At 50.7% G+C, this 17,984-nt stretch carries 32 protein-coding genes; all 32 read right to left on the reverse strand.

The features are described 5' to 3' along the window. Positions 1-102: 102 nt before the first annotated feature. Entirely contained in the window at positions 103-501 is a 399-nt protein-coding gene (gene rpsK / locus ACI1P1_RS28940) for a 30S ribosomal protein S11 (RefSeq protein WP_113022637.1), read from the reverse strand. A 19-nt stretch (positions 502-520) separates the two neighbouring features. Further along, positions 521-889, reverse strand: a complete 369-nt coding sequence (gene rpsM, locus ACI1P1_RS28945; RefSeq protein WP_416220074.1) for a 30S ribosomal protein S13 — start codon at positions 887-889, stop codon at positions 521-523. A gap of 21 nt (positions 890-910) precedes the next feature. After that, positions 911-1,024 carry a 50S ribosomal protein L36 gene (gene rpmJ / locus ACI1P1_RS28950; protein WP_023388342.1) on the reverse strand — a complete coding sequence of 38 codons (114 nt, stop codon included), beginning with the start codon at positions 1,022-1,024 and terminating at the stop codon, positions 911-913. 97 nt (positions 1,025-1,121) lie between these two features. Next, positions 1,122-1,340, reverse strand: coding sequence for a translation initiation factor IF-1 (gene infA, locus ACI1P1_RS28955; protein WP_010279644.1), 219 nt, complete (start codon positions 1,338-1,340; stop codon positions 1,122-1,124). 36 nt (positions 1,341-1,376) lie between these two features. Then, positions 1,377-1,655, reverse strand: coding sequence for a hypothetical protein (locus tag ACI1P1_RS28960; RefSeq protein WP_416220075.1), 279 nt, complete (start codon positions 1,653-1,655; stop codon positions 1,377-1,379). 9 nt (positions 1,656-1,664) lie between these two features. Then, positions 1,665-2,411, reverse strand: a complete 747-nt coding sequence (gene map / locus ACI1P1_RS28965) for a type I methionyl aminopeptidase (protein ID WP_416220076.1) — start codon at positions 2,409-2,411, stop codon at positions 1,665-1,667. Further along, positions 2,408-3,061, reverse strand: coding sequence for an adenylate kinase (locus ACI1P1_RS28970; protein WP_416220077.1), 654 nt, complete (start codon positions 3,059-3,061; stop codon positions 2,408-2,410). The genes map and ACI1P1_RS28970 overlap by 4 nt, the downstream gene beginning before the upstream one ends. A 78-nt stretch (positions 3,062-3,139) precedes the next feature. Further along, entirely contained in the window at positions 3,140-4,438 is a 1,299-nt protein-coding gene (secY, locus tag ACI1P1_RS28975; RefSeq protein ID WP_416220078.1) for a preprotein translocase subunit SecY, read from the reverse strand. Further along, on the reverse strand, positions 4,438-4,878 hold the full coding sequence (gene rplO / locus ACI1P1_RS28980; protein WP_416220079.1) for a 50S ribosomal protein L15: 441 nt from the start codon (positions 4,876-4,878) through the stop codon (positions 4,438-4,440). The genes secY and rplO overlap by 1 nt, the downstream gene beginning before the upstream one ends. 57 nt (positions 4,879-4,935) lie before the next feature. Further along, positions 4,936-5,124 (reverse strand): 50S ribosomal protein L30, encoded by a 189-nt coding sequence (gene rpmD / locus ACI1P1_RS28985; protein ID WP_416220080.1) that lies wholly within the window; start codon positions 5,122-5,124, stop codon positions 4,936-4,938. Between the two features lie 12 nt (positions 5,125-5,136). Then, positions 5,137-5,634, reverse strand: coding sequence for a 30S ribosomal protein S5 (gene rpsE, locus ACI1P1_RS28990; RefSeq protein WP_416220081.1), 498 nt, complete (start codon positions 5,632-5,634; stop codon positions 5,137-5,139). A gap of 18 nt (positions 5,635-5,652) precedes the next feature. Beyond that, positions 5,653-6,015, reverse strand: coding sequence for a 50S ribosomal protein L18 (gene rplR / locus ACI1P1_RS28995; RefSeq protein ID WP_416220082.1), 363 nt, complete (start codon positions 6,013-6,015; stop codon positions 5,653-5,655). 65 nt (positions 6,016-6,080) lie between these two features. Then, on the reverse strand, positions 6,081-6,623 hold the full coding sequence (rplF, locus tag ACI1P1_RS29000) for a 50S ribosomal protein L6 (RefSeq protein ID WP_416220083.1): 543 nt from the start codon (positions 6,621-6,623) through the stop codon (positions 6,081-6,083). Positions 6,624-6,653: 30 nt separating this feature from the next. Beyond that, entirely contained in the window at positions 6,654-7,052 is a 399-nt protein-coding gene (gene rpsH, locus ACI1P1_RS29005; RefSeq protein WP_113022648.1) for a 30S ribosomal protein S8, read from the reverse strand. A gap of 34 nt (positions 7,053-7,086) precedes the next feature. Further along, positions 7,087-7,272 carry a type Z 30S ribosomal protein S14 gene (locus ACI1P1_RS29010; protein WP_113022649.1) on the reverse strand — a complete coding sequence of 62 codons (186 nt, stop codon included), beginning with the start codon at positions 7,270-7,272 and terminating at the stop codon, positions 7,087-7,089. A 31-nt stretch (positions 7,273-7,303) separates the two neighbouring features. Further along, a complete protein-coding gene (gene rplE / locus ACI1P1_RS29015; RefSeq protein WP_416220084.1) occupies positions 7,304-7,846 on the reverse strand; it encodes a 50S ribosomal protein L5 in 543 nt (180 codons plus the stop codon). Positions 7,847-7,873: 27 nt separating this feature from the next. Next, on the reverse strand, positions 7,874-8,230 hold the full coding sequence (gene rplX / locus ACI1P1_RS29020; RefSeq protein WP_113022651.1) for a 50S ribosomal protein L24: 357 nt from the start codon (positions 8,228-8,230) through the stop codon (positions 7,874-7,876). A 39-nt stretch (positions 8,231-8,269) separates the two neighbouring features. Beyond that, the gene (gene rplN / locus ACI1P1_RS29025) at positions 8,270-8,638 is read right to left on the reverse strand and encodes a 50S ribosomal protein L14 (protein WP_416220085.1); all 369 of its coding nucleotides are present in this window, start codon (positions 8,636-8,638) and stop codon (positions 8,270-8,272) included. A 34-nt stretch (positions 8,639-8,672) separates the two neighbouring features. Further along, positions 8,673-8,936: a 30S ribosomal protein S17 gene (rpsQ, locus tag ACI1P1_RS29030; RefSeq protein WP_113022653.1), complete on the reverse strand. Its 264-nt coding sequence runs from the start codon at positions 8,934-8,936 to the stop codon at positions 8,673-8,675. Positions 8,937-8,968: 32 nt separating this feature from the next. Continuing rightward, positions 8,969-9,169, reverse strand: a complete 201-nt coding sequence (gene rpmC, locus ACI1P1_RS29035) for a 50S ribosomal protein L29 (protein WP_113022654.1) — start codon at positions 9,167-9,169, stop codon at positions 8,969-8,971. Then, positions 9,159-9,593, reverse strand: a complete 435-nt coding sequence (rplP, locus tag ACI1P1_RS29040) for a 50S ribosomal protein L16 (RefSeq protein WP_416220086.1) — start codon at positions 9,591-9,593, stop codon at positions 9,159-9,161. The genes rpmC and rplP overlap by 11 nt, the downstream gene beginning before the upstream one ends. Positions 9,594-9,595: 2 nt before the next feature. Beyond that, the gene (gene rpsC / locus ACI1P1_RS29045; protein WP_416220087.1) at positions 9,596-10,258 is read right to left on the reverse strand and encodes a 30S ribosomal protein S3; all 663 of its coding nucleotides are present in this window, start codon (positions 10,256-10,258) and stop codon (positions 9,596-9,598) included. 13 nt (positions 10,259-10,271) lie between these two features. Further along, entirely contained in the window at positions 10,272-10,607 is a 336-nt protein-coding gene (gene rplV, locus ACI1P1_RS29050) for a 50S ribosomal protein L22 (protein WP_113022657.1), read from the reverse strand. A gap of 71 nt (positions 10,608-10,678) precedes the next feature. Then, positions 10,679-10,960, reverse strand: coding sequence for a 30S ribosomal protein S19 (rpsS, locus tag ACI1P1_RS29055; protein WP_416220088.1), 282 nt, complete (start codon positions 10,958-10,960; stop codon positions 10,679-10,681). A 105-nt stretch (positions 10,961-11,065) separates the two neighbouring features. Then, positions 11,066-11,893 (reverse strand): 50S ribosomal protein L2, encoded by an 828-nt coding sequence (gene rplB, locus ACI1P1_RS29060; RefSeq protein WP_416220089.1) that lies wholly within the window; start codon positions 11,891-11,893, stop codon positions 11,066-11,068. Positions 11,894-11,925: 32 nt separating this feature from the next. Further along, a complete protein-coding gene (gene rplW / locus ACI1P1_RS29065; protein ID WP_416220090.1) occupies positions 11,926-12,216 on the reverse strand; it encodes a 50S ribosomal protein L23 in 291 nt (96 codons plus the stop codon). Continuing rightward, positions 12,216-12,839, reverse strand: coding sequence for a 50S ribosomal protein L4 (gene rplD / locus ACI1P1_RS29070; RefSeq protein ID WP_416220091.1), 624 nt, complete (start codon positions 12,837-12,839; stop codon positions 12,216-12,218). Before rplD ends, rplW begins: the two co-directional genes overlap by 1 nt. Positions 12,840-12,863: 24 nt before the next feature. Beyond that, positions 12,864-13,484, reverse strand: coding sequence for a 50S ribosomal protein L3 (gene rplC / locus ACI1P1_RS29075; protein WP_416220092.1), 621 nt, complete (start codon positions 13,482-13,484; stop codon positions 12,864-12,866). 60 nt (positions 13,485-13,544) lie between these two features. Beyond that, the gene (rpsJ, locus tag ACI1P1_RS29080; RefSeq protein WP_416220093.1) at positions 13,545-13,853 is read right to left on the reverse strand and encodes a 30S ribosomal protein S10; all 309 of its coding nucleotides are present in this window, start codon (positions 13,851-13,853) and stop codon (positions 13,545-13,547) included. 255 nt (positions 13,854-14,108) lie between these two features. After that, positions 14,109-15,299, reverse strand: coding sequence for an elongation factor Tu (tuf, locus tag ACI1P1_RS29085; RefSeq protein WP_416220094.1), 1,191 nt, complete (start codon positions 15,297-15,299; stop codon positions 14,109-14,111). A gap of 37 nt (positions 15,300-15,336) precedes the next feature. Continuing rightward, positions 15,337-17,412 (reverse strand): elongation factor G, encoded by a 2,076-nt coding sequence (gene fusA, locus ACI1P1_RS29090; RefSeq protein WP_416220095.1) that lies wholly within the window; start codon positions 17,410-17,412, stop codon positions 15,337-15,339. A gap of 41 nt (positions 17,413-17,453) precedes the next feature. Continuing rightward, positions 17,454-17,924 (reverse strand): 30S ribosomal protein S7, encoded by a 471-nt coding sequence (rpsG, locus tag ACI1P1_RS29095; protein WP_416220096.1) that lies wholly within the window; start codon positions 17,922-17,924, stop codon positions 17,454-17,456. Positions 17,925-17,984: the final 60 nt, after the last annotated feature.

Raw genomic sequence — 17,984 nt, forward strand, 5'->3', positions numbered from 1 at the left:
TTCCGTCTGGATACGATTATGCACCATAAATCAAGTAGTATGCCTATCCCTTCCAAACATTATTCACATGTTTGAAAGTTTTATACCACTGTACCAGCTTGATTATACGCGGCGACGTTTAGGCGGGCGGCAACCGTTATGGGGAATCGGGGTTACGTCCTTGATCAGGTTAACTTCAAGACCTGCAGCCTGCAAAGAGCGGATAGCTGCTTCGCGGCCTGCACCAGGACCCTTAACCATAACTTCAACTGCTTTCATACCATGCTCCATTGCGCTCTTCGCAGCGGACTCAGCTGCCATTTGAGCGGCAAACGGAGTGCTCTTACGAGAGCCTTTGAAGCCCAGGTTACCGGCAGATGCCCAGGAAATTGCGTTTCCGTGGGGATCGGTGATGGTAACAATGGTGTTGTTGAAGGTGGAGCGGATATGGGCAACACCGGACTCGATGTTTTTCCGGTCGCGGCGTTTGGTACGAACGACTTTGGATTTAGGCTTTGCCATTGCGGGTTATCCCTCCTTCTTACTTCTTCTTGTTCGCTACAGTACGGCGAGGACCCTTGCGCGTACGAGCGTTTGTTTTGGTACGTTGACCACGAACAGGCAGGCCGCGACGGTGACGAACACCGCGGTAGCAGCCAATTTCGATCAAACGCTTAATGCTGAGGGAAACCTCACGGCGCAGATCGCCTTCCACCTTGATGTTGTGGTCGATGTATTCGCGGAGTTTGCTGACTTCATCTTCAGTCAGATCGCGGATACGGGTGTCCGGGCTAATACCGGTAGCAGCAATAATCTTTTGGGAAGTGGCTTTGCCAATTCCGAAAATGTACGTCAGTCCAATTTCCACGCGCTTGTCGCGCGGCAAGTCTACACCAGATATACGGGCCATGTTAGAGACACAACCTCCTTTTTATCCTTGTTTTTGCTTGTGCTTCGGATTTTCGCAGATCACCATGACATTGCCTTTACGCTTGATGACCTTGCATTTTTCGCAGATCGGCTTCACCGACGGTCTAACTTTCATGGTAAACCCTCCTAAGAGTTTTGCGTAAGCAAAACTTACTTCGTAAGCATACACGAAGTTTCGTCCAAGACGAAACTTACTTCAATGTTCCAGCCATTTATTTGTAACGGTACGTAATCCGGCCTCTGGTCAGGTCATAGGGGGACAGTTCCACTGTCACCTTGTCGCCCGGCAGGATTCGGATAAAGTGCATCCGGATTTTGCCGGACACATGGGCCAATATCTTATGACCGTTTTCCAACTCTACTTTAAACATCGCATTGGGAAGCGGCTCGATGACCGTTCCTTCCACTTCAATAACATCTTCTTTGGCCACGGGTGATTCTCCTTTCGCTTCGAGCTTCCGTCTTGGTTAGGAAGGGAGGTACTTGGCCAGCGCATGACGCAGCTTGCCGTTGGTTACCCGTCCCGTTTCCATTAAACTGTTGACGACAATGTCGCTGGTTTCATTCTGCAGCTCCAGGTGAAGCAGGTTTTTCTTCTTCGGGTGATCGAACTTGCGGGTCCGACCATCTGCAATCAGCACGCTCCGCTGGTCGACGAGACCAACAATGACAGCAAAGTCGCCGCTGTCCCGTCCTCGCAGAATTTTGACAATTTGGCCGAGTTGGGGAACTTTTGCGATTTCCACGATTCTCACCTACAACATAGTAAGGATTTCGTAGCCATCCGCCGTAACCGCAACCGTATGTTCAAAGTGCGCGCATAACGCTCCATCTACCGTCACGACCGTCCAATTATCCTCCAGGGTGCGAACGAAGCGTTCGCCTGCATTGACCATCGGCTCGATGGCCAACACCATGCCTGCTTTGAGACGCGGCCCCCTGTCCGGACTGCCGTAATTGGGAATCTGGGGTTCTTCGTGCAGCTTCCGGCCGATTCCGTGTCCGACATACTCCCGTACCACGGAAAACCCTTCACCTTCGATACATTTCTGTATTGCATGTGAAACCGTATAAAGACGAACATCCGGTTTGATCAGTTCCAGTCCTTGATACAAGGACTTTTCCGTAACCTCCAGAAGCTTTTGGGCCTCCGCTGAAATATCCCCAACGGGATAAGTCCAAGCCGAATCGCCGTGATAGCCTTTATATTCCGCCCCTATATCCAAGCTGATAATGTCGCCTTCGTTTAAGACCCGGTCACCGGGAATCCCATGTACCAGCTCTTCGTTGACCGAAGCACAGATGCTGCCGGGAAAACCGCCATAGCCTTTGAAGGATGGTATTGCATCCCTGCTGCGAATGTACTCTTCTGCGATCTGATCCAACTGTTTGGTCGTTACGCCCGGGCGGATCGCCTTGGCCAGCACTTGATGCGTTTCGGCAACAATGCGCCCGGCTTCCCGCATGATGAGCAATTCGCTCTCGGACTTGCAGATGATCATTCGCCAAGACCTCGCAGTATGGAGCTGATTTCCGCGGTAACCAGTTGGATGTCCTGTTCACCGTTAACTTCTTTCAGGACCCCTTTGTTCCGGTAGTAATCCAGAAGCGGTGCGGTTTTGCTCGAGTATTCGTCAAGCCTGGTACCGACTTTTTCCTCTGTATCATCGGAGCGCTGGTAGAGCTCACCGGAGCACTTGTCGCAAACACCTTCGTGTTGCGGCGGGTTGAACATGACATGATAGGTTGCTCCACAGGATTTGCAGATGCGCCGTCCGGTCAGACGGGCCAACAGCAGGCTGCGGTCTACCACCAGATTGAAAACCACATCGATTTTCTTCTCCAGCTCAGTCATCATCCCATCAAGGCTCTCAGCTTGCTGAAGAGTCCGGGGAAAGCCATCAAGCAGAAAGCCGGCATTGCAGTCCGGTTGGGCCAAGCGTTCACGCACAATTCCGTTTGTGATCTCATCCGGTACCAACAGTCCCTTATCCACATAGCCTTTTGCTTCCACACCCATCGGTGTGCCTTGACTCATCGCTGCCCGAAACGCATCCCCTGTCGAAATATGCGGAATGTGAAATTCATTAACGATGTACTCAGCTTGGGTCCCTTTACCGGCTCCGGGAGGACCCATAAACAGAATGTTCATGCCTCGCTTACCTCCCCCGAAGGAGATCGACAAAAACCAGTCGCTGATTTTCGCCGATCCTTTATATCTTCCCGTCTGTTACTTGTTGATGAAGCCCTTGTAGTGGCGTTTGATCAGCTGGCTTTCAATCTGCTTCATGGTATCGAGACCAACGCCGACCACGATAAGCAGCGATGTACCGCCGATCCGAACGGAGTTCGGCAGATCCGCCAGGTTGGACAACACTACGGGAAGCAAGGAGATGAGCGACAGGAAAATCGCACCGGACAATGTGATGCGGGTCATAACGCGGGTCAGGTAAGTGGCCGTTGTTTTGCCCGGACGCACGCCAGGGATATATCCGCCATTCTTCTTCATATTGTCAGCCATTTGCACCGGGTTAAACTGCACAAAAGTGTAGAAGAACGTAAACCCGATGATCATGAGAACAAACAAAACCATACCAAGCGGACGCTGGTAGGTGAAGTGTTGCATAATCCAGTCGGCTACTGCATTACCTCTCCAAAATTGAGCAATGGTGGAGGGGAAATACAGAAGGGAGGAGGCGAAGATGACCGGGATAACTCCCGCGGCATTCACCTTCAGGGGAAGGTGGGTCGATTGACCGCCGTACATCTTGCGTCCGACTACCCGTTTGGCATACTGAACCGGAATTTTGCGAACGCCCTGTTGAACAAAGATAACGCCTACCACAATCACCAGGATGGCAACCAGAAGCAGGATCAGCTTGATGATGTTGAAGAACAAGGCATCACCGGCATCTTTGAACATCTTCAGGTAAATCTGCTGTGCATTGGATGGGAACGATGCGACAATCCCCGCAAAGATGATGATGGAGATACCGTTGCCGATTCCATTCTCCGTGATTTGTTCCCCTAACCACATCAGGAAAGCCGTACCCGCAGTCAACACAATCGCAATCATCAGATAGGTTGTGAAGCTCGGATCAATCACAAGACCGCTGAAATAGTTGTTGAAACCGATGGACATACCAAAGGCTTGAATCATCCCTAAAACAACGGTTCCGTACCTTGTAATTTGAGTGGACTTCTTCCGGCCAGCTTCGCCTTCCTTGGCCCATTGAGCCAGGATCGGCACCACGTCCATAGACAAGAGCTGCACGATGATCGAAGCTGTAATGTAAGGCATGATCCCCATTGCGAAAATAGAGAACTGGAAGAGCGCGCCACCCGAGAAGATGTTCATCATCCCGAAAATATCGGCATTCTGCTGGTCTGTGGCCGACAGAACGTCAGTATTGATATTGGGCACCGGAATAAAAGCGCCAATACGGTAGACGATCAAAACGGCCAGAGTGAATAAAATCCGTCTACGGAGGTCGTCTACTTTCATGATGTTGGAAATGGTTTTAAACATCAAATCACCTCGGATGTACCGCCGGCAGCCGTGATCTTCTCTACCGCAGATTGGGAGAACTTATTCGCTTTTACTGTCAAGCTAACAGTCAGCTCACCGTTGCCCAGGATCTTAATGCCATCCTTTTGGTTTTTCACAACGCCGGTTTCCTTAAGGGATTCCGGAGTCACCACGGTACCTGCTGCGAACCGGTTCAGATCCTCCAAGTTCACAATTGCGTATTCCACGCGATTGAAGTTTTTGAATCCACGCTTAGGCAAACGACGGAACAACGGGTTTTGACCGCCCTCAAATCCAGGACGAACGCCGCCGCCGGACCGAGCCCACTGACCTTTAGAACCGCGGGTTGCGGTTTTGCCCATGCCGCTACCGATACCGCGACCAACACGTTTTTTCGGATGTTTGGACCCAGGAGCAGGAGAAAGTTCATGTAACTTCATCGTTTGTGCACCTCCTATTCATTTATCTTTTATCTGTAAATCATTACGTACATCAAGTTATGCGTCAACTTCCACAACTTCAACCAGATGGCTGACCTTGGCAATCATGCCGCGGATTGCAGCGTTGTCCTGGTGAATAGCGGAAGAGTTTGTCTTGCGCAAGCCCAGAGTGCGAACGGTAACCCGTTGGTTTTCCGGACGGCCAATCAGGCTCTTCTTCAGGGTTACTTGCAGTTGCTTTGCCATGGTTATTCCTCCTTAACCTAACAGCTCAGCTACAGTTTTGCCACGGAGTTTTGCAACATCCTCGGCTTTCTTAAGGCGTTGAAGGCCTTCGATTGTAGCGTTGACCATATTGATGGAGTTGGAAGAACCCAGGGATTTGGTGAGGATATCGCCAACGCCCGCCAATTCCAGTACTGCACGAACCGGACCGCCTGCAATCACACCGGTACCTTCGCTGGCCGGCTTCAGGAGCACACGTCCTGCGCCGAACTTACCGATAACCAGGTGAGGAATCGTTGTTTTAACCAGAGGAACGTAAACCAGGTTCTTCTTGGCGTCATCAATGCCTTTTTTGATGGCATCGCCAACTTCAGATGCTTTGCCGATACCAGCTCCGACCCAGCCGTTGCCGTCGCCGACAACAACCAGCGCACTGAAGCTGAAACGGCGTCCGCCCTTAACAACCTTGGCAACACGGTTGATGTGGACCGTTTTATCTTTCAGTTCTAACGTATTAGGATCTACGCGCAAGTTACTAACCTCCTTTTATTAAAAATCAAGACCAGCTTCACGAGCTGCATCGGCCAACGCTTGAACACGTCCGTGGTACAGGTAACCGCTGCGGTCGAATACGACCTTCTCGACACCCTTTTCCTTGGCACGTTGTGCGATCAAAGCTCCGATTTGCTTGGCTGCTTCAATGTTGCCGCCGTTTGCGATACCGGATTCCTTCTCTACAGTAGAGGCGGATACCAGGGTTACACCCTTTGCATCGTCAATGACTTGAGCATAAATATGCTTGGCGGAACGGAATATGTTGAGGCGGGGACGCTCAGTTGTGCCTTCAATCTTCTTGCGCACACGCAGGTGGCGCTTCAGACGGGCTTGGTTTTTATCGCCTTTGGTAATCATCCTTATGGTTCACTCCCTTCAGCTTGCTTGCAAGAAAACTGCTAAACCGGGCTTATGCCGCGGCATTATTTTTTCTTACCGGCTTTGCCTTCCTTACGCAGGATGCGTTCGCCTTCGTACTTGATACCTTTGCCTTTGTAAGGCTCAGGCAGACGGACTTCACGGATCTTGGCTGCAGTTGCGCCAACCAGTTCCTTGTCAATGCCCTTAACGGTAATCTTGTTTTGGGCAGGAACGTCGAACTCGATGCCGTTTTCCGGAGTAATTTCGACAGGGTGGGAATAGCCTACGTTCAGCACCAGCTTGTTGCCGGTCTTGTTGGCACGGTAACCGACGCCAACCAGTTCCAGGTTCTTGCTGTAGCCTTCCGTAACGCCGGATACCATGTTGGCAACCACGCTGCGGGTAGTACCGTGCAGGGAGCGGTGAAGCTTGTTGTCGCTGGGACGCTCCACTGTAATTTCACTTGCTTCTACATTTATTTTCATATCCTTATGGACTTGACGGGACAGGGTACCTTTAGGACCGTTAACGGTAATCAGGGTATTGTCCAAAGTAACCGTAACTCCATTGGGGATAACGATTGGTTTGCGACCAATACGAGACATGGTGACACCTCCATTCTTGTTCGTGCTTAATTACCAAACGTAGCAGATTACTTCGCCGCCGGCTTTGGACTGACGAGCATCCTTGTCAGTCATGATGCCTTTGGATGTAGAGATAATCGCGATACCAAGACCGCCCAGAACGCGCGGGATTTCAGTGCTCTTGGTATAAACGCGAAGACCCGGTTTGCTGATTCGCTTCAGGCCGGAGATAACACGCTCGTTGTTGGGGCCGTATTTCAGGAAAACACGGATAATCCCCTGCTTGTTATCTTCGATATATTCAGCGTCACGGATGAAACCTTCTTTCTTCAAAATCTCGGCGATTTCCTTCTTGATGGTGGAAGCCGGGATCTCAACGGTTTCGTGACGGACAGTGTTGGCGTTGCGGATACGGGTAAGCATATCAGCAATAGGATCGGACATAACCATGTGTTTGCGAACCTCCTTCCCAATAGTGGGGTAATTACCAGCTAGCCTTCTTCACGCCAGGAATCTGGCCTTTGTATGCTAATTCGCGGAAACAAATCCGGCAAATCTTGAACTTGCGCAGTACGGAATGGGGACGGCCGCAGCGCTCGCAGCGGGTATAGGCTTGAACCTTGAATTTCGGTGCACGCTGCTGCTTAATCTTCATCGAAGTTTTTGCCATTCTTTTTCCACCTCCGGCAGCCTCGGGGCCGTTACTTCACAAACGGCATACCCAGCTGGGTTAATAATTCACGTGCTTCTTCGTCAGACTTTGCAGTGGTTACAACAACAATGTCCATACCACGGATTTTATCGACTTTATCATACTCGATTTCAGGGAAAATCAATTGGTCCTTGAGGCCAAGGGTGTAGTTGCCGCGGCCGTCAAAGGCTTTGTTGCTTACGCCACGGAAGTCGCGTACGCGGGGCAGGGCTACATTGAACAGTTTGTCCATGAAGTGGTACATGCGCTCGCCACGCAGAGTTACCTTGGCACCGATAGGCATACCTTCGCGGAGCTTGAAGCCTGCGATGGATTTCTTAGCCCGGGTGACAACCGGTTTTTGACCGGCGATGCGCTGCAATTCATCCACAGCCACGTCCAAGATCTTAGAGTTGCCAACTGCTTCGCCTACGCCCATGTTGATAACAATCTTCTCAACTTTCGGGACTTGCATAACAGTGGTATAGTTGAACTTCTGCATCAGAGCAGGAGTGATTTCATTCAGATAACGATCCTTCATTCTTGCAGTCATGCTTTATGGACCTCCTTTCCGGCCGTTTTATTTGTCGATAACTTCTCCGGATTTCTTGGCTACGCGAACCTTTTGTCCGTTTTCCAGGACCTTGTATCCTACGCGGGTAGGCTTGTTGGTTTTCGGATCCACCAGCATCACGTTAGACACGTGAATCGGAGCTTCTTGATCCAGAATTCCGCCTTGAGGATTTTGCTGAGTAGGCTTGGAGTGCTTCTTCACCATGTTAACCCCTTCAACCAGTACGCGGTTTTCCCGGGGATAAGCAGCGATGATGCGGCCTTTTTTGCCTTTATCTTTACCTGTGATGACGATGACTGTATCATCCTTCTTCACATGCAGCTTATTGTTGTGGGATTCTTTGATTTTCTTCAGTCTTGGCATTGATTTACACCTCCTGGTGGGTGGAATGATGCGTGTCGATTAGATAACTTCCGGTGCCAAGGATACAATCTTCATGAAGTCCTTGTCCCGAAGTTCACGGGCAACTGGGCCAAAGATACGAGTGCCGCGGGGGCTCTTGTCATCCTTAACGATTACAGCTGCATTCTCGTCGAACGTGATATAGGAACCGTCCTTACGGCGGGTAGATCTTTTGGTGCGGACGATAACTGCCTTAACCACATCACCCTTTTTGACAACGCCACCGGGTGTTGCTTCTTTGACGGAGCAGATGATGAGATCGCCGATATGTCCAACGCGGCGGCCTGTTCCTCCCAGCACGCGGATGCACATCAGCTGCTTGGCTCCGGAATTATCGGCCACTTTCAAACGTGTAAATGGTTGAATCATTCGTGTCTCCTCCTTTCGGATTTATGTTTCTGGCTTAGATGATAACGGCCTTCTCGACGATTTCTACCAGTCTCCAGTTCTTGTCCTTGGAGAGCGGGCGAGTTTCCATGATCTTGACAGTGTCACCGATCTTGGCTTCGTTGTTTTCGTCATGAGCCTTGAATTTTTTGGTGTACTTGATGCGCTTGTGGTACAGGTCATGCTTTTTATAAGTTTCGACCGCTACAACGATCGTTTTTTCCATCTTGTCGCTTACGACCTTACCGATCTGTACTTTGCGTTCATTACGCTCTGCCATGCCCTATTTCCTCCTTTCTTCTCCCGGATAAATTAGCTGATGATCCCCAGTTCTCTTTCACGCAAAACAGTTTTTGCACGGGCGATGTCTTTGCGCACTTTCTGAATCTGAGACGGGTTATCCAGTTGGCCGGTAGCCAGTTGAAAACGGAGGTTAAAGAGCTCCTCTTTGAAGCCGGAGACCTTTTGTTCAAGCTCTGCAGTGGTTAAGTTGCGAAATTCATTAGCTTTCATTTGCTTCACCACCCAATTCTTCGCGTTTCACAAACTTCGTTTTGATAGGCAGCTTGTGAGCGGCAAGGCGCATAGCTTCACGAGCGATTTCTTCGCTAACACCCGCCAATTCAAACAGGATCTTACCAGGTTTAACGACGCATACCCATTTTTCTACGTTACCTTTACCAGAACCCATCCGAACTTCCAGAGGCTTTTGGGTAACCGGCTTGGAAGGGAAGATCTTAATCCATACCTTACCGCCCCGCTTGATGTAACGAGTCATGGCAATACGGGCAGCTTCGATTTGACGGTTGGTTACCCATGCCGGCTCAAGAGCCTGCAGACCGTATTCGCCGAATGCAACTTCAGTGCCGCCTTTAGCACGGCCCTTCATGGAACCGCGGTGTTCCTTGCGGTGTTTGACGCGCTTAGGTACTAACATGATTAGTTTCCTCCTTCCTGAACAGCCTTCTTCTTGGCAACAGGAAGAACTTCACCGCGGTAGATCCAGACTTTAACGCCGATCCGTCCGTAAGTGGTGTGTGCTTCTGCTGTGCCGTAGTCGATGTCCGCACGCAGTGTATGAAGCGGTACTGTACCTTCGCTGTAACCTTCGGAACGAGCAATTTCAGCTCCGCCCAGACGGCCGCTAACTCCGGTCTTGATTCCCTTAGCGCCAGCACGCATAGTGCGTTGGATGGCTTGCTTCATAGCGCGACGGAAGGATACACGACGTTCCAGCTGTTGCGCGATGCTTTCAGCTACCAGAATGGCATCCAGTTCAGGGTTCTTGATTTCGGAGATGTTGATGTGTACTTTCTTGCCGGACAGCTTGGAAATATGTTGACGGATGGCTTCCACTTCTGCGCCGCCCTTGCCGATTACCATGCCAGGCTTAGCAGTATGGATTGTCACGTTCACACGATTGGCAGCCCGTTCGATTTCGATATGAGAAACGGCGGAATCCTTCAGCTTTTGCTTCAGGTACTCACGGATCTTCACGTCTTCCATGAGCAGAGTGCCGAATTCCTTGCCTGCGTACCATTTGGACTCCCAATCACGGATAATGCCAACCCGAAGTCCTACCGGATTTACTTTCTGACCCATTCGTTATCCCTCCTTATTTCTCAGATACCACGATGGTAATGTGGCTGGTGCGTTTATGGATGCTGCTAGCACGTCCTTGTGCGCGGGGACGGAAGCGTTTCAAAGTCGGACCTTGGTTCGCGAATGCTTGGCTGATAACCAGCTTGTTCGGGTCCAGGGAGAAATTATTCTCCGCATTGGCAATCGCGGAATTCAGAAGCTTCTCCACCACCGGAGAAGACGATTTCGGTGTATGCCGCAGAATCGCAATAGCGTCGCCCACTTGCTTGCCGCGGATCAGATCCAGAACCAGCTGCACTTTACGGGGAGCCAGACGAACATGTCTTGCATGTGCGGTTGCTTGTTGCATGTCAGTACCTCCTCTCAAAACTCTTCGGTAAACTTATCTCTCAGGCCGCCAGAGCGGCGGCACAAAGCCGATTAACGCTTGCCGGTTTTCTTGTCGTCGTCGCCGTGTCCTTTGTAAGTACGGGTCGGAGCAAATTCGCCAAGCTTATGTCCTACCATATCTTCCGTAACATACACCGGCACATGCTTTCTTCCGTCGTACACTGCGAAAGTGTGGCCGATAAATTGCGGGAAAATCGTCGAACGGCGCGACCAGGTCTTGATAACCACCTTCTTGCTGGATTCATTCAGAACCTCAACCTTTTTCAGCAGGTAGCCGTCAATAAAAGGCCCTTTTTTCAAACTGCGTCCCATTGTTTATCCTCCCTTCTCAAACTGTTCCCCCAAAAGTGACGCCAAGCTCTGAAGCCAAGTTCGAATACTTTTGGAGGAGCTCCCGTATAATTATGCGCCAGGCAATTACTTGCGGCGGCGGACAATGTACTTGTCGGATGCGTTCTTCTTCTTGCGAGTCTTGTAGCCCAAAGTCGGCTTGCCCCAAGGAGACATAGGAGACTTGCGGCCGATCGGAGCGCGACCTTCACCACCACCGTGCGGGTGATCGTTCGGGTTCATTACAACACCGCGGACTTCAGGACGCTTGCCCAAATGACGGGAACGACCGGCTTTACCGATGCTGATCAGCTCGTGGTCTTCATTACCTACGGAACCGATGGTTGCGCGGCAGTTCTTCAGGAACTTGCGAACTTCGCCGGAAGCCAGACGAACGGTTACGTACTTTTCTTCCTTACCGAGAAGCTGGGCTTCAACACCTGCTGCGCGAACCAGCTGGCCGCCTTTGCCGGGCTTCATTTCGATATTGTGGATAACTGTACCGACCGGAATGTTTTCCATCGGAAGAGCGTTGCCCACCTTGATGTCGGATTCAGGACCGGAGAAGATTTGATCTCCAACCTTCAAACCCTTGGGAGCCAGGATATAGCGCTTCTCACCATCCACATAGTGGATCAGGGCGATGTTAGCGGAACGGTTCGGATCATACTCGATTGTAGCAACTTTGCCGGGTATGCCATCCTTGTTCCGTTTGAAGTCGATAATCCGGTACTTTTGCTTATGTCCACCGCCATGGTGACGGACAGTGATTTTACCTTGGTTATTACGGCCTGCCTTTTTGGACAGGGGAGCAAGCAACGATTTCTCCGGTTTGGATGCCGTGATTTCCTCAAAAGTGGACACGGACATCGCACGACGTGCAGGAGACGTTGGCTTATACGTTTTGATAGGCACTTGGATTTCCCTCCTTACTTACAGGATTGTCTTTATACGGATTCAAAGAACTCCAGTTCTTTGCTTTCAGGGCTCAGTTGAACTACGGCTTTCTTCCATTCGGAAGTATAGCCGGAGTACTTGCCATAGCGCTTCGGCTTGGCAGGCATGCGAAGAGTGTTCACTTTGGACACCTTCACCTTGAAGATTGCTTCCACAGCCTTCTTGATTTCGGTTTTGTTCGCGCGGAGATCCACTTCGAACACATACCGCTTGGAAGCCATCATATCAGTGGTGCGCTCGGTAATGACCGGGCGTTTAATCACGTCATATACGCTTTTCATTACGCGAACACCTCCTCAACCTTGGAAACAGCTTCCTTGGTGATAATCAGCTTGTCATATACCAGAACGTCCAGAACGTTCAGACCTTCGGCAGACAGGAACTTCACGCCAGGGATGTTACGTGTGGACAAAGCCACATTCTCATCAAAAGCGGTAGTTACGACCAAAGCCTTGCGGTCTACATTCAGGTTCTTCAGAATAGCCGCAAATTCCTTGGTTTTCGGTTGTGCCAGGCTCAGTTGATCCAGCACGATGATGTCGTTGTCCAAAACCTTGGAGGACAAGGCGGATTTGATCGCCAGACGACGTACTTTCTTAGGCAGCTTGTAGCCGTAGCTCCGGGGAGTCGGGCCAAACACAATGCCGCCGCCTTTCCATTGAGGGGAGCGGATGGAGCCTTGACGGGCACGGCCGGTTCCTTTTTGCTTCCAAGGTTTGCGACCACCGCCGCGAACTTCCGCACGGGTCTTCACTTTATGAGTGCCTTGACGCAGGGATGCTTGCTGCATCACAACTGCTTCATGAAGCACATGGGTATTAGGTTCAATTCCAAAAACGGTTTCGCTCAGTTCAACTTCTCCAACCTGAGCTCCGCTAATGTTATACACAGCCACTTTAGGCATCTGATTTCCTCCTTTCTGCCGATCTTAATTCTTTACAGTGGATTTTACGGTTACATATCCTTTGTTGGGTCCCGGTACGGAGCCTTTGATGAGCAGCACGTTGCGCTCAACATCAACACGGATGATTTGCAGCTTTTGGATGGTGATGGTTTCGTGACCCATGTGGCCCGGCAGGTGCTTGCCCTTCGGTACACGGTTAGCAGTACGGATAATGGCGTTAGAGCCATGTCCGCGATGGTAGCCGGAGCCGTGAGACATCGGACCTGTGGATTGTCCCCAACGCTTAATTGTGCCTTGGAAACCCTTGCCCTTGGAAATGCCGGTTACGTCAACATATTCGCCTTCAGCGAAGATGTCAGCCTTGATCTCTTGGCCTACTTCGTAAGCCGCCAGGTCAACACCGCGAATTTCCTTCATGTAGCGCTTAGGTGTTGCACCAGCCTTGGCAGCATGGCCTTGTTCTGGCTTGTTCGGATTTTTCTTATCCGCATAACCCAGCTGGATGGCTTCATAACCGTCATTGTCTTGATCCTTCTTCTGCAGAACAACGCAGGAACCGATCTCGACAACGGTAACAGCATGTACCAATCCTTCCGGAGTAAATACTTGAGTCATGCCCAGCTTTTTCCCTAAGATACCTTTCATGTTGACACCTCTTTTCTTTCATTCGTAAGTTGTTTCTTCTATATAGAAGAAACTCATGTATTAGAGCTTGATTTCGATGTCCACACCGGACGGCAGATCCAGACGCATCAGTGCGTCAACGGTTTGCGGCGTCGGGTTCACGATATCGATCAAGCGCTTGTGTGTGCGCATCTCGAATTGCTCGCGAGAATCCTTGTACTTGTGAACCGCACGAAGAATGGTCACAATTTGCTTCTCTGTCGGAAGCGGAATCGGTCCGGAAACACCTGCACCGGAACGCTTGGCTGTTTCCACAATCTTCTCAGCGGATTGATCCAGGATTCTGTGATCGTACGCCTTCAAACGAATACGAATCTTTTGCTTTGCCATATAAGTCCCTCCTTCTATCGCCCAATTTAGTATCGGACATACTCCGCGAAAATCCCCTGAACACCTACTCCATGGCAAAGGAGCCGGGTGTATCAGCAACCTCCCGCATCATCGCAACGTCAGACCAACGTTCACTATTATATAAAAATCCGTAGACAAAAGCAAGGAATTTTTAAAACTAATTTTAAAAAGCCCTCACCGCGTCAGCGGATGAGGGCTTTTCGCTAAACCGTCCAATTGCTTGGACGTTATTTATTACTTGGAGATGGTAGCAACAGCGCCGGCGCCTACAGTACGGCCGCCTTCACGGATGGTGAACTTGGTGCCTTCTTCGATAGCGATAGGGGCAATCAGTTCAACAGCAACAGTGATGTTGTCGCCAGGCATAACCATTTCAGTGCCTTCCGGCAGAGTGATAACGCCAGTTACGTCAGTTGTCCGGAAGTAGAACTGCGGACGGTAACCAGTGAAGAAAGGCTTATGACGGCCACCTTCTTCTTTGGTCAGAACGTAGATTTGAGCGTTGAAGTTAGTGTGGGGTTTAACGGAACCCGGCTTAGCCAGGATTTGGCCGCGCTCGATTTCCTTACGGTCAACACCACGCAGCAAGGCGCCGATGTTGTCGCCGGCTTGAGCTTGATCCAACAGCTTACGGAACATTTCTACGCCGGTTACTACGCACTTCTTGCTTTCTTCGTTCAGGCCGATGATTTCGATTTCGTCGCCAACCTTAACCAGACCACGTTCTACACGGCCGGTAGCAACAGTTCCGCGGCCAGTGATGGTGAACACGTCCTCGACAGGCATAAGGAAAGGCTTGTCGGTTTCGCGAACCGGAGTCGGGATGTAGGTATCAACTTGTTCGAACAGCTCGATGATCTTTTGAGCCCATTCGCCATTCGGATCTTCCAGAGCAGGACGAGCAGCGCCACGGATGATCGGAGTGTCATCGCCCGGGAATTCATACTCATTCAGAAGGTCACGAACTTCCATTTCAACCAGCTCAAGCAATTCTTCGTCTTCAACCATGTCGCATTTGTTCAAGAACACGACGATGTAGTTAACGCCTACTTGGCGGGACAGAAGGATGTGCTCGCGAGTTTGCGGCATCGGGCCGTCAGCTGCGGATACAACCAGGATAGCGCCGTCCATTTGAGCTGCACCAGTGATCATGTTCTTAACATAGTCAGCATGTCCAGGGCAGTCAACGTGAGCATAGTGACGGTTCGGAGTTTCATATTCAACGTGGGCGGTGGAGATGGTGATACCGCGCTCGCGCTCTTCAGGAGCCTTGTCGATTTGGTCGAATGCTATAGCAGCACCACCGTATTTCTTAGAAAGAACGGTTGTGATGGCAGCAGTCAGAGTGGTTTTACCATGGTCAACGTGACCGATAGTACCGATATTAACGTGGGGTTTATTACGTTCGAATTTTGCCTTACCCATTTGTTGTTCTCCTCCTTAAAATTTAAAATTAAGTTGCTTATGCGCCTTTGTTCTTCGCGATGATTTCTTCGCTGATCGACTTCGGCACTTCTTCATAGTGAGAAATTTCCATGGAGTATACGCCACGGCCTTGGGTACGGGAGCGCAGAGTTGTGGAGTAACCAAACATCTCGGACAGCGGCACCTTGGCACGGATGATTTGTGCACCTGCACGGGCATCCATACCCTCGATGCGGCCACGACGGGAGTTCAAGTCGCCCATAACGTCGCCCATGTATTCTTCCGGCACGGTAACTTCTACCTTCATGATCGGCTCCAGAAGAACCGGGTTACACTTGTCCTTAGCGGCTTTCAGAGCCATGGAGCCGGCAATCTTAAAGGCCATTTCGTTGGAGTCAACATCATGGTAGGAACCGTCGAAGATGGTAGCCTTGATGTCTACCAGCGGGAAGCCTGCCAATACGCCGTTCTTCATGGATTCTTCAATACCTGCTTGTACAGGACCGATGTACTCTCTCGGCACTACGCCACCGACAACCTTGTTCTCGAAGACAAAGCCGGAGCCTGCTTCAAGCGGTTGGAATTCGATCCAGCAGTGGCCATATTGTCCACGGCCGCCGGATTGGCGAACGAACTTGCCTTCCACCTTGGCGGTAGCACGGAAAGTTTCGCGGTAGGCAACTTGGGGCTTGCCCACGTTGGTTTCTACTCTGAATTCGCGAAGCATACGGTCAACGATGATTTCAAGGTGGAGCTCGCCCATACCTTGGATGATCGTTTGATTCGTTTCTTCATCGGTGTAATAACGGAAGGTCGGATCTTCCTCAGCCAGCTTGGACAGGGCAACGCCCATCTTGTCTTGGTCGGCTTTGGTTTTCGGCTCTACCGCGATGGAGATAACCGGATCCGGGAAGTTCATGGACTCCAGAATAACCGGGTGTTTCTCGTCGGACAGGGTGTCACCGGTGATGGTGTCCTTCAGACCAACAGCAGCTGCAATATCACCTGCATATACGATGCTGATTTCCTGACGGCTGTTCGCATGCATCTGCAGAATACGGCCGATGCGCTCACGTTTGTTCTTGGTGGAATTCAGCACGTAGGAGCCGGAGTTCAGAGATCCGGAATAAACGCGGAAGAAGGTCAGACGGCCCACATAAGGGTCGGTGGCAATCTTGAACGCCAAAGCGGAAAACGGCTCTTCGTCAGAGGATTTACGGGTTGCTTCTGTTCCGTCTTCCAGCGTACCCTTGATATCCGGTACGTCGATAGGAGCGGGCAGGTAATCAACAACAGCATCCAGCATCAGCTGAACACCTTTGTTTTTATAGGAGGAACCAACGATTACCGGATAGATCTTCACTTCACATACGCCCTTGCGCAGTGCAGCTTTGATTTCCGGAACGGTGATTTCTTCGCCTTCAAGGTACTTCATGGTGAGCTCTTCATCAAGCTCAGCCACTTTCTCTACCAGTTCCAAACGGAGTTGGGCAGCCTTCTCGACATACTCGGCAGGAATCTCAACCTTCTCGATGTCCTTGCCCAGATCGTCCTTATACATGTAAGCCACTTGCTCTACCAGATCGATAATGCCGATAAAATCAGCCTCAGCGCCGATAGGCAATTGGATAGCTACAGCATTTGCACGAAGACGATCGCGCATTTGCTCGATGACGGCCAAAAAGTCCGCACCGATGATATCCATTTTGTTGATGTATGCGATACGCGGTACTCCATAACGGTCCGCTTGTCTCCATACGGTTTCGGATTGGGGTTCAACGCCTTCCTTGGCGCTGAACACACCTACTGCACCGTCGAGAACACGAAGGGAACGTTCAACCTCAACCGTGAAGTCAACGTGACCCGGGGTGTCGATAATATTGATGCGGTGACCCTTCCACTGGCAGGTAGTCGCGGCAGACGTAATCGTAATGCCGCGCTCTTGCTCCTGCTCCATCCAGTCCATGGTGGCCGCGCCTTCGTGCACTTCACCGATCTTGTGTGTACGACCGGTGTAGAACAGAATACGTTCGGTTGTGGTAGTCTTGCCTGCATCGATATGCGCCATAATCCCGATGTTACGCGTATCCTTCAAGGAGAACTCTCTTGCCATAGTATGATCTCCTTTCGAATCCTCTTATTATGGTGTATATCCTACCAGCGGTAGTGTGCGAAGGCTTTGTTGGCTTCCGCCATCTTGTGAGTGTCTTCACGCTTCTTAACGGAAGCACCGGTGTTGTTGCTGGCGTCGATAATTTCAGCAGCCAGACGCTCTTCCATGGTCTTCTCACCACGAAGACGAGAGTAGTTCACCAACCAGCGCAGACCCAAGGAAGTACGGCGTTCCGGCTTCACTTCGATCGGCACTTGATAGTTAGCGCCACCTACACGGCGAGCTTTAACTTCCAGAACCGGCATGATGTTTTTGATAGCTTGTTCAAAAACCTCCATGGGTTCCTTGCTGGTGCGCTCCTTAATCAGGTTAAACGCATTATACAGAATGGTTTGGGCAGTGCCCTTCTTGCCATCGATCATAATGCGGTTTACCAGACGGGTGACCAGCTTGGAGTTATATATCGGGTCAGGCAATACGTCTCTTTTTGCTACGGGACCTTTACGAGGCATAGTTATCCCCCTTTCTTACAATAATCATCCTGAAATCAGGTGTAGTCATTACTTCTTCTT

Source organism: Paenibacillus mesotrionivorans (assembly GCF_046098205.1).
Lineage (GTDB): Bacteria > Bacillota > Bacilli > Paenibacillales > NBRC-103111 > Paenibacillus_AR > Paenibacillus_AR mesotrionivorans.

Excerpts from the sequence above, each read along its gene's own strand:
- rplC (WP_416220092.1), bottom strand. The coding sequence starts at position 13,484 with ATGAAAGGTATCTTAGGGAAAAAGCTGGGCATGACTCAAGTATTTACT.
- rplW (WP_416220090.1), bottom strand. The coding sequence starts at position 12,216 with ATGAAAAGCGTATATGACGTGATTAAACGCCCGGTCATTACCGAGCGC.
- rplO (WP_416220079.1), bottom strand. The coding sequence starts at position 4,878 with ATGAAGTTACATGAACTTTCTCCTGCTCCTGGGTCCAAACATCCGAAA.
- rplN (WP_416220085.1), bottom strand. The coding sequence starts at position 8,638 with ATGATTCAACCATTTACACGTTTGAAAGTGGCCGATAATTCCGGAGCC.
- tuf (WP_416220094.1), bottom strand. The coding sequence starts at position 15,299 with ATGGGTAAGGCAAAATTCGAACGTAATAAACCCCACGTTAATATCGGT.
- rpsQ (WP_113022653.1), bottom strand. The coding sequence starts at position 8,936 with ATGGCAGAGCGTAATGAACGCAAAGTACAGATCGGTAAGGTCGTAAGC.
- rplR (WP_416220082.1), bottom strand. The coding sequence starts at position 6,015 with ATGATTACCAAAGGCGATAAAAACCAAGCCCGTCTGAAGCGCCACCTG.
- ACI1P1_RS28970 (WP_416220077.1), bottom strand. The coding sequence starts at position 3,061 with ATGAACATTCTGTTTATGGGTCCTCCCGGAGCCGGTAAAGGGACCCAA.
- rpsS (WP_416220088.1), bottom strand. The coding sequence starts at position 10,960 with ATGGGACGCAGTTTGAAAAAAGGGCCTTTTATTGACGGCTACCTGCTG.
- rpsM (WP_416220074.1), bottom strand. The coding sequence starts at position 889 with ATGGCCCGTATATCTGGTGTAGACTTGCCGCGCGACAAGCGCGTGGAA.
- rpsH (WP_113022648.1), bottom strand. The coding sequence starts at position 7,052 with ATGGTTATGTCCGATCCTATTGCTGATATGCTTACCCGTATCCGCAAC.
- rpsG (WP_416220096.1), bottom strand. The coding sequence starts at position 17,924 with ATGCCTCGTAAAGGTCCCGTAGCAAAAAGAGACGTATTGCCTGACCCG.
- ACI1P1_RS29010 (WP_113022649.1), bottom strand. The coding sequence starts at position 7,272 with ATGGCAAAAACTTCGATGAAGATTAAGCAGCAGCGTGCACCGAAATTC.
- rplE (WP_416220084.1), bottom strand. The coding sequence starts at position 7,846 with ATGACTGCAAGAATGAAGGATCGTTATCTGAATGAAATCACTCCTGCT.
- rpsK (WP_113022637.1), bottom strand. The coding sequence starts at position 501 with ATGGCAAAGCCTAAATCCAAAGTCGTTCGTACCAAACGCCGCGACCGG.
- rpmC (WP_113022654.1), bottom strand. The coding sequence starts at position 9,169 with ATGAAAGCTAATGAATTTCGCAACTTAACCACTGCAGAGCTTGAACAA.
- rplV (WP_113022657.1), bottom strand. The coding sequence starts at position 10,607 with ATGCAACAAGCAACCGCACATGCAAGACATGTTCGTCTGGCTCCCCGT.
- fusA (WP_416220095.1), bottom strand. The coding sequence starts at position 17,412 with ATGGCAAGAGAGTTCTCCTTGAAGGATACGCGTAACATCGGGATTATG.
- rplX (WP_113022651.1), bottom strand. The coding sequence starts at position 8,230 with ATGCCAAGACTGAAGAAAATCAAAGAATCCCACAACAATAAGCTGCAT.
- secY (WP_416220078.1), bottom strand. The coding sequence starts at position 4,438 with ATGTTTAAAACCATTTCCAACATCATGAAAGTAGACGACCTCCGTAGA.
- rplD (WP_416220091.1), bottom strand. The coding sequence starts at position 12,839 with ATGCCTAAAGTGGCTGTGTATAACATTAGCGGAGCTCAGGTTGGAGAA.
- rpmJ (WP_023388342.1), bottom strand. The coding sequence starts at position 1,024 with ATGAAAGTTAGACCGTCGGTGAAGCCGATCTGCGAAAAATGCAAGGTC.
- rpsJ (WP_416220093.1), bottom strand. The coding sequence starts at position 13,853 with ATGGCAAAGCAAAAGATTCGTATTCGTTTGAAGGCGTACGATCACAGA.
- rpsC (WP_416220087.1), bottom strand. The coding sequence starts at position 10,258 with ATGGGTCAGAAAGTAAATCCGGTAGGACTTCGGGTTGGCATTATCCGT.
- rpmD (WP_416220080.1), bottom strand. The coding sequence starts at position 5,124 with ATGGCAAAGCAACTGCAAGTAACCCTGAAGAAGAGCCTGATTGGCCGT.
- rplF (WP_416220083.1), bottom strand. The coding sequence starts at position 6,623 with ATGTCTCGTATTGGTCGCAAACCAATCGTTATCCCCAATGGAGTTACG.
- rplP (WP_416220086.1), bottom strand. The coding sequence starts at position 9,593 with ATGTTAGTACCTAAGCGCGTCAAACACCGCAAGGAACACCGCGGTTCC.
- map (WP_416220076.1), bottom strand. The coding sequence starts at position 2,411 with ATGATCATCTGCAAGTCCGAGAGCGAATTGCTCATCATGCGGGAAGCC.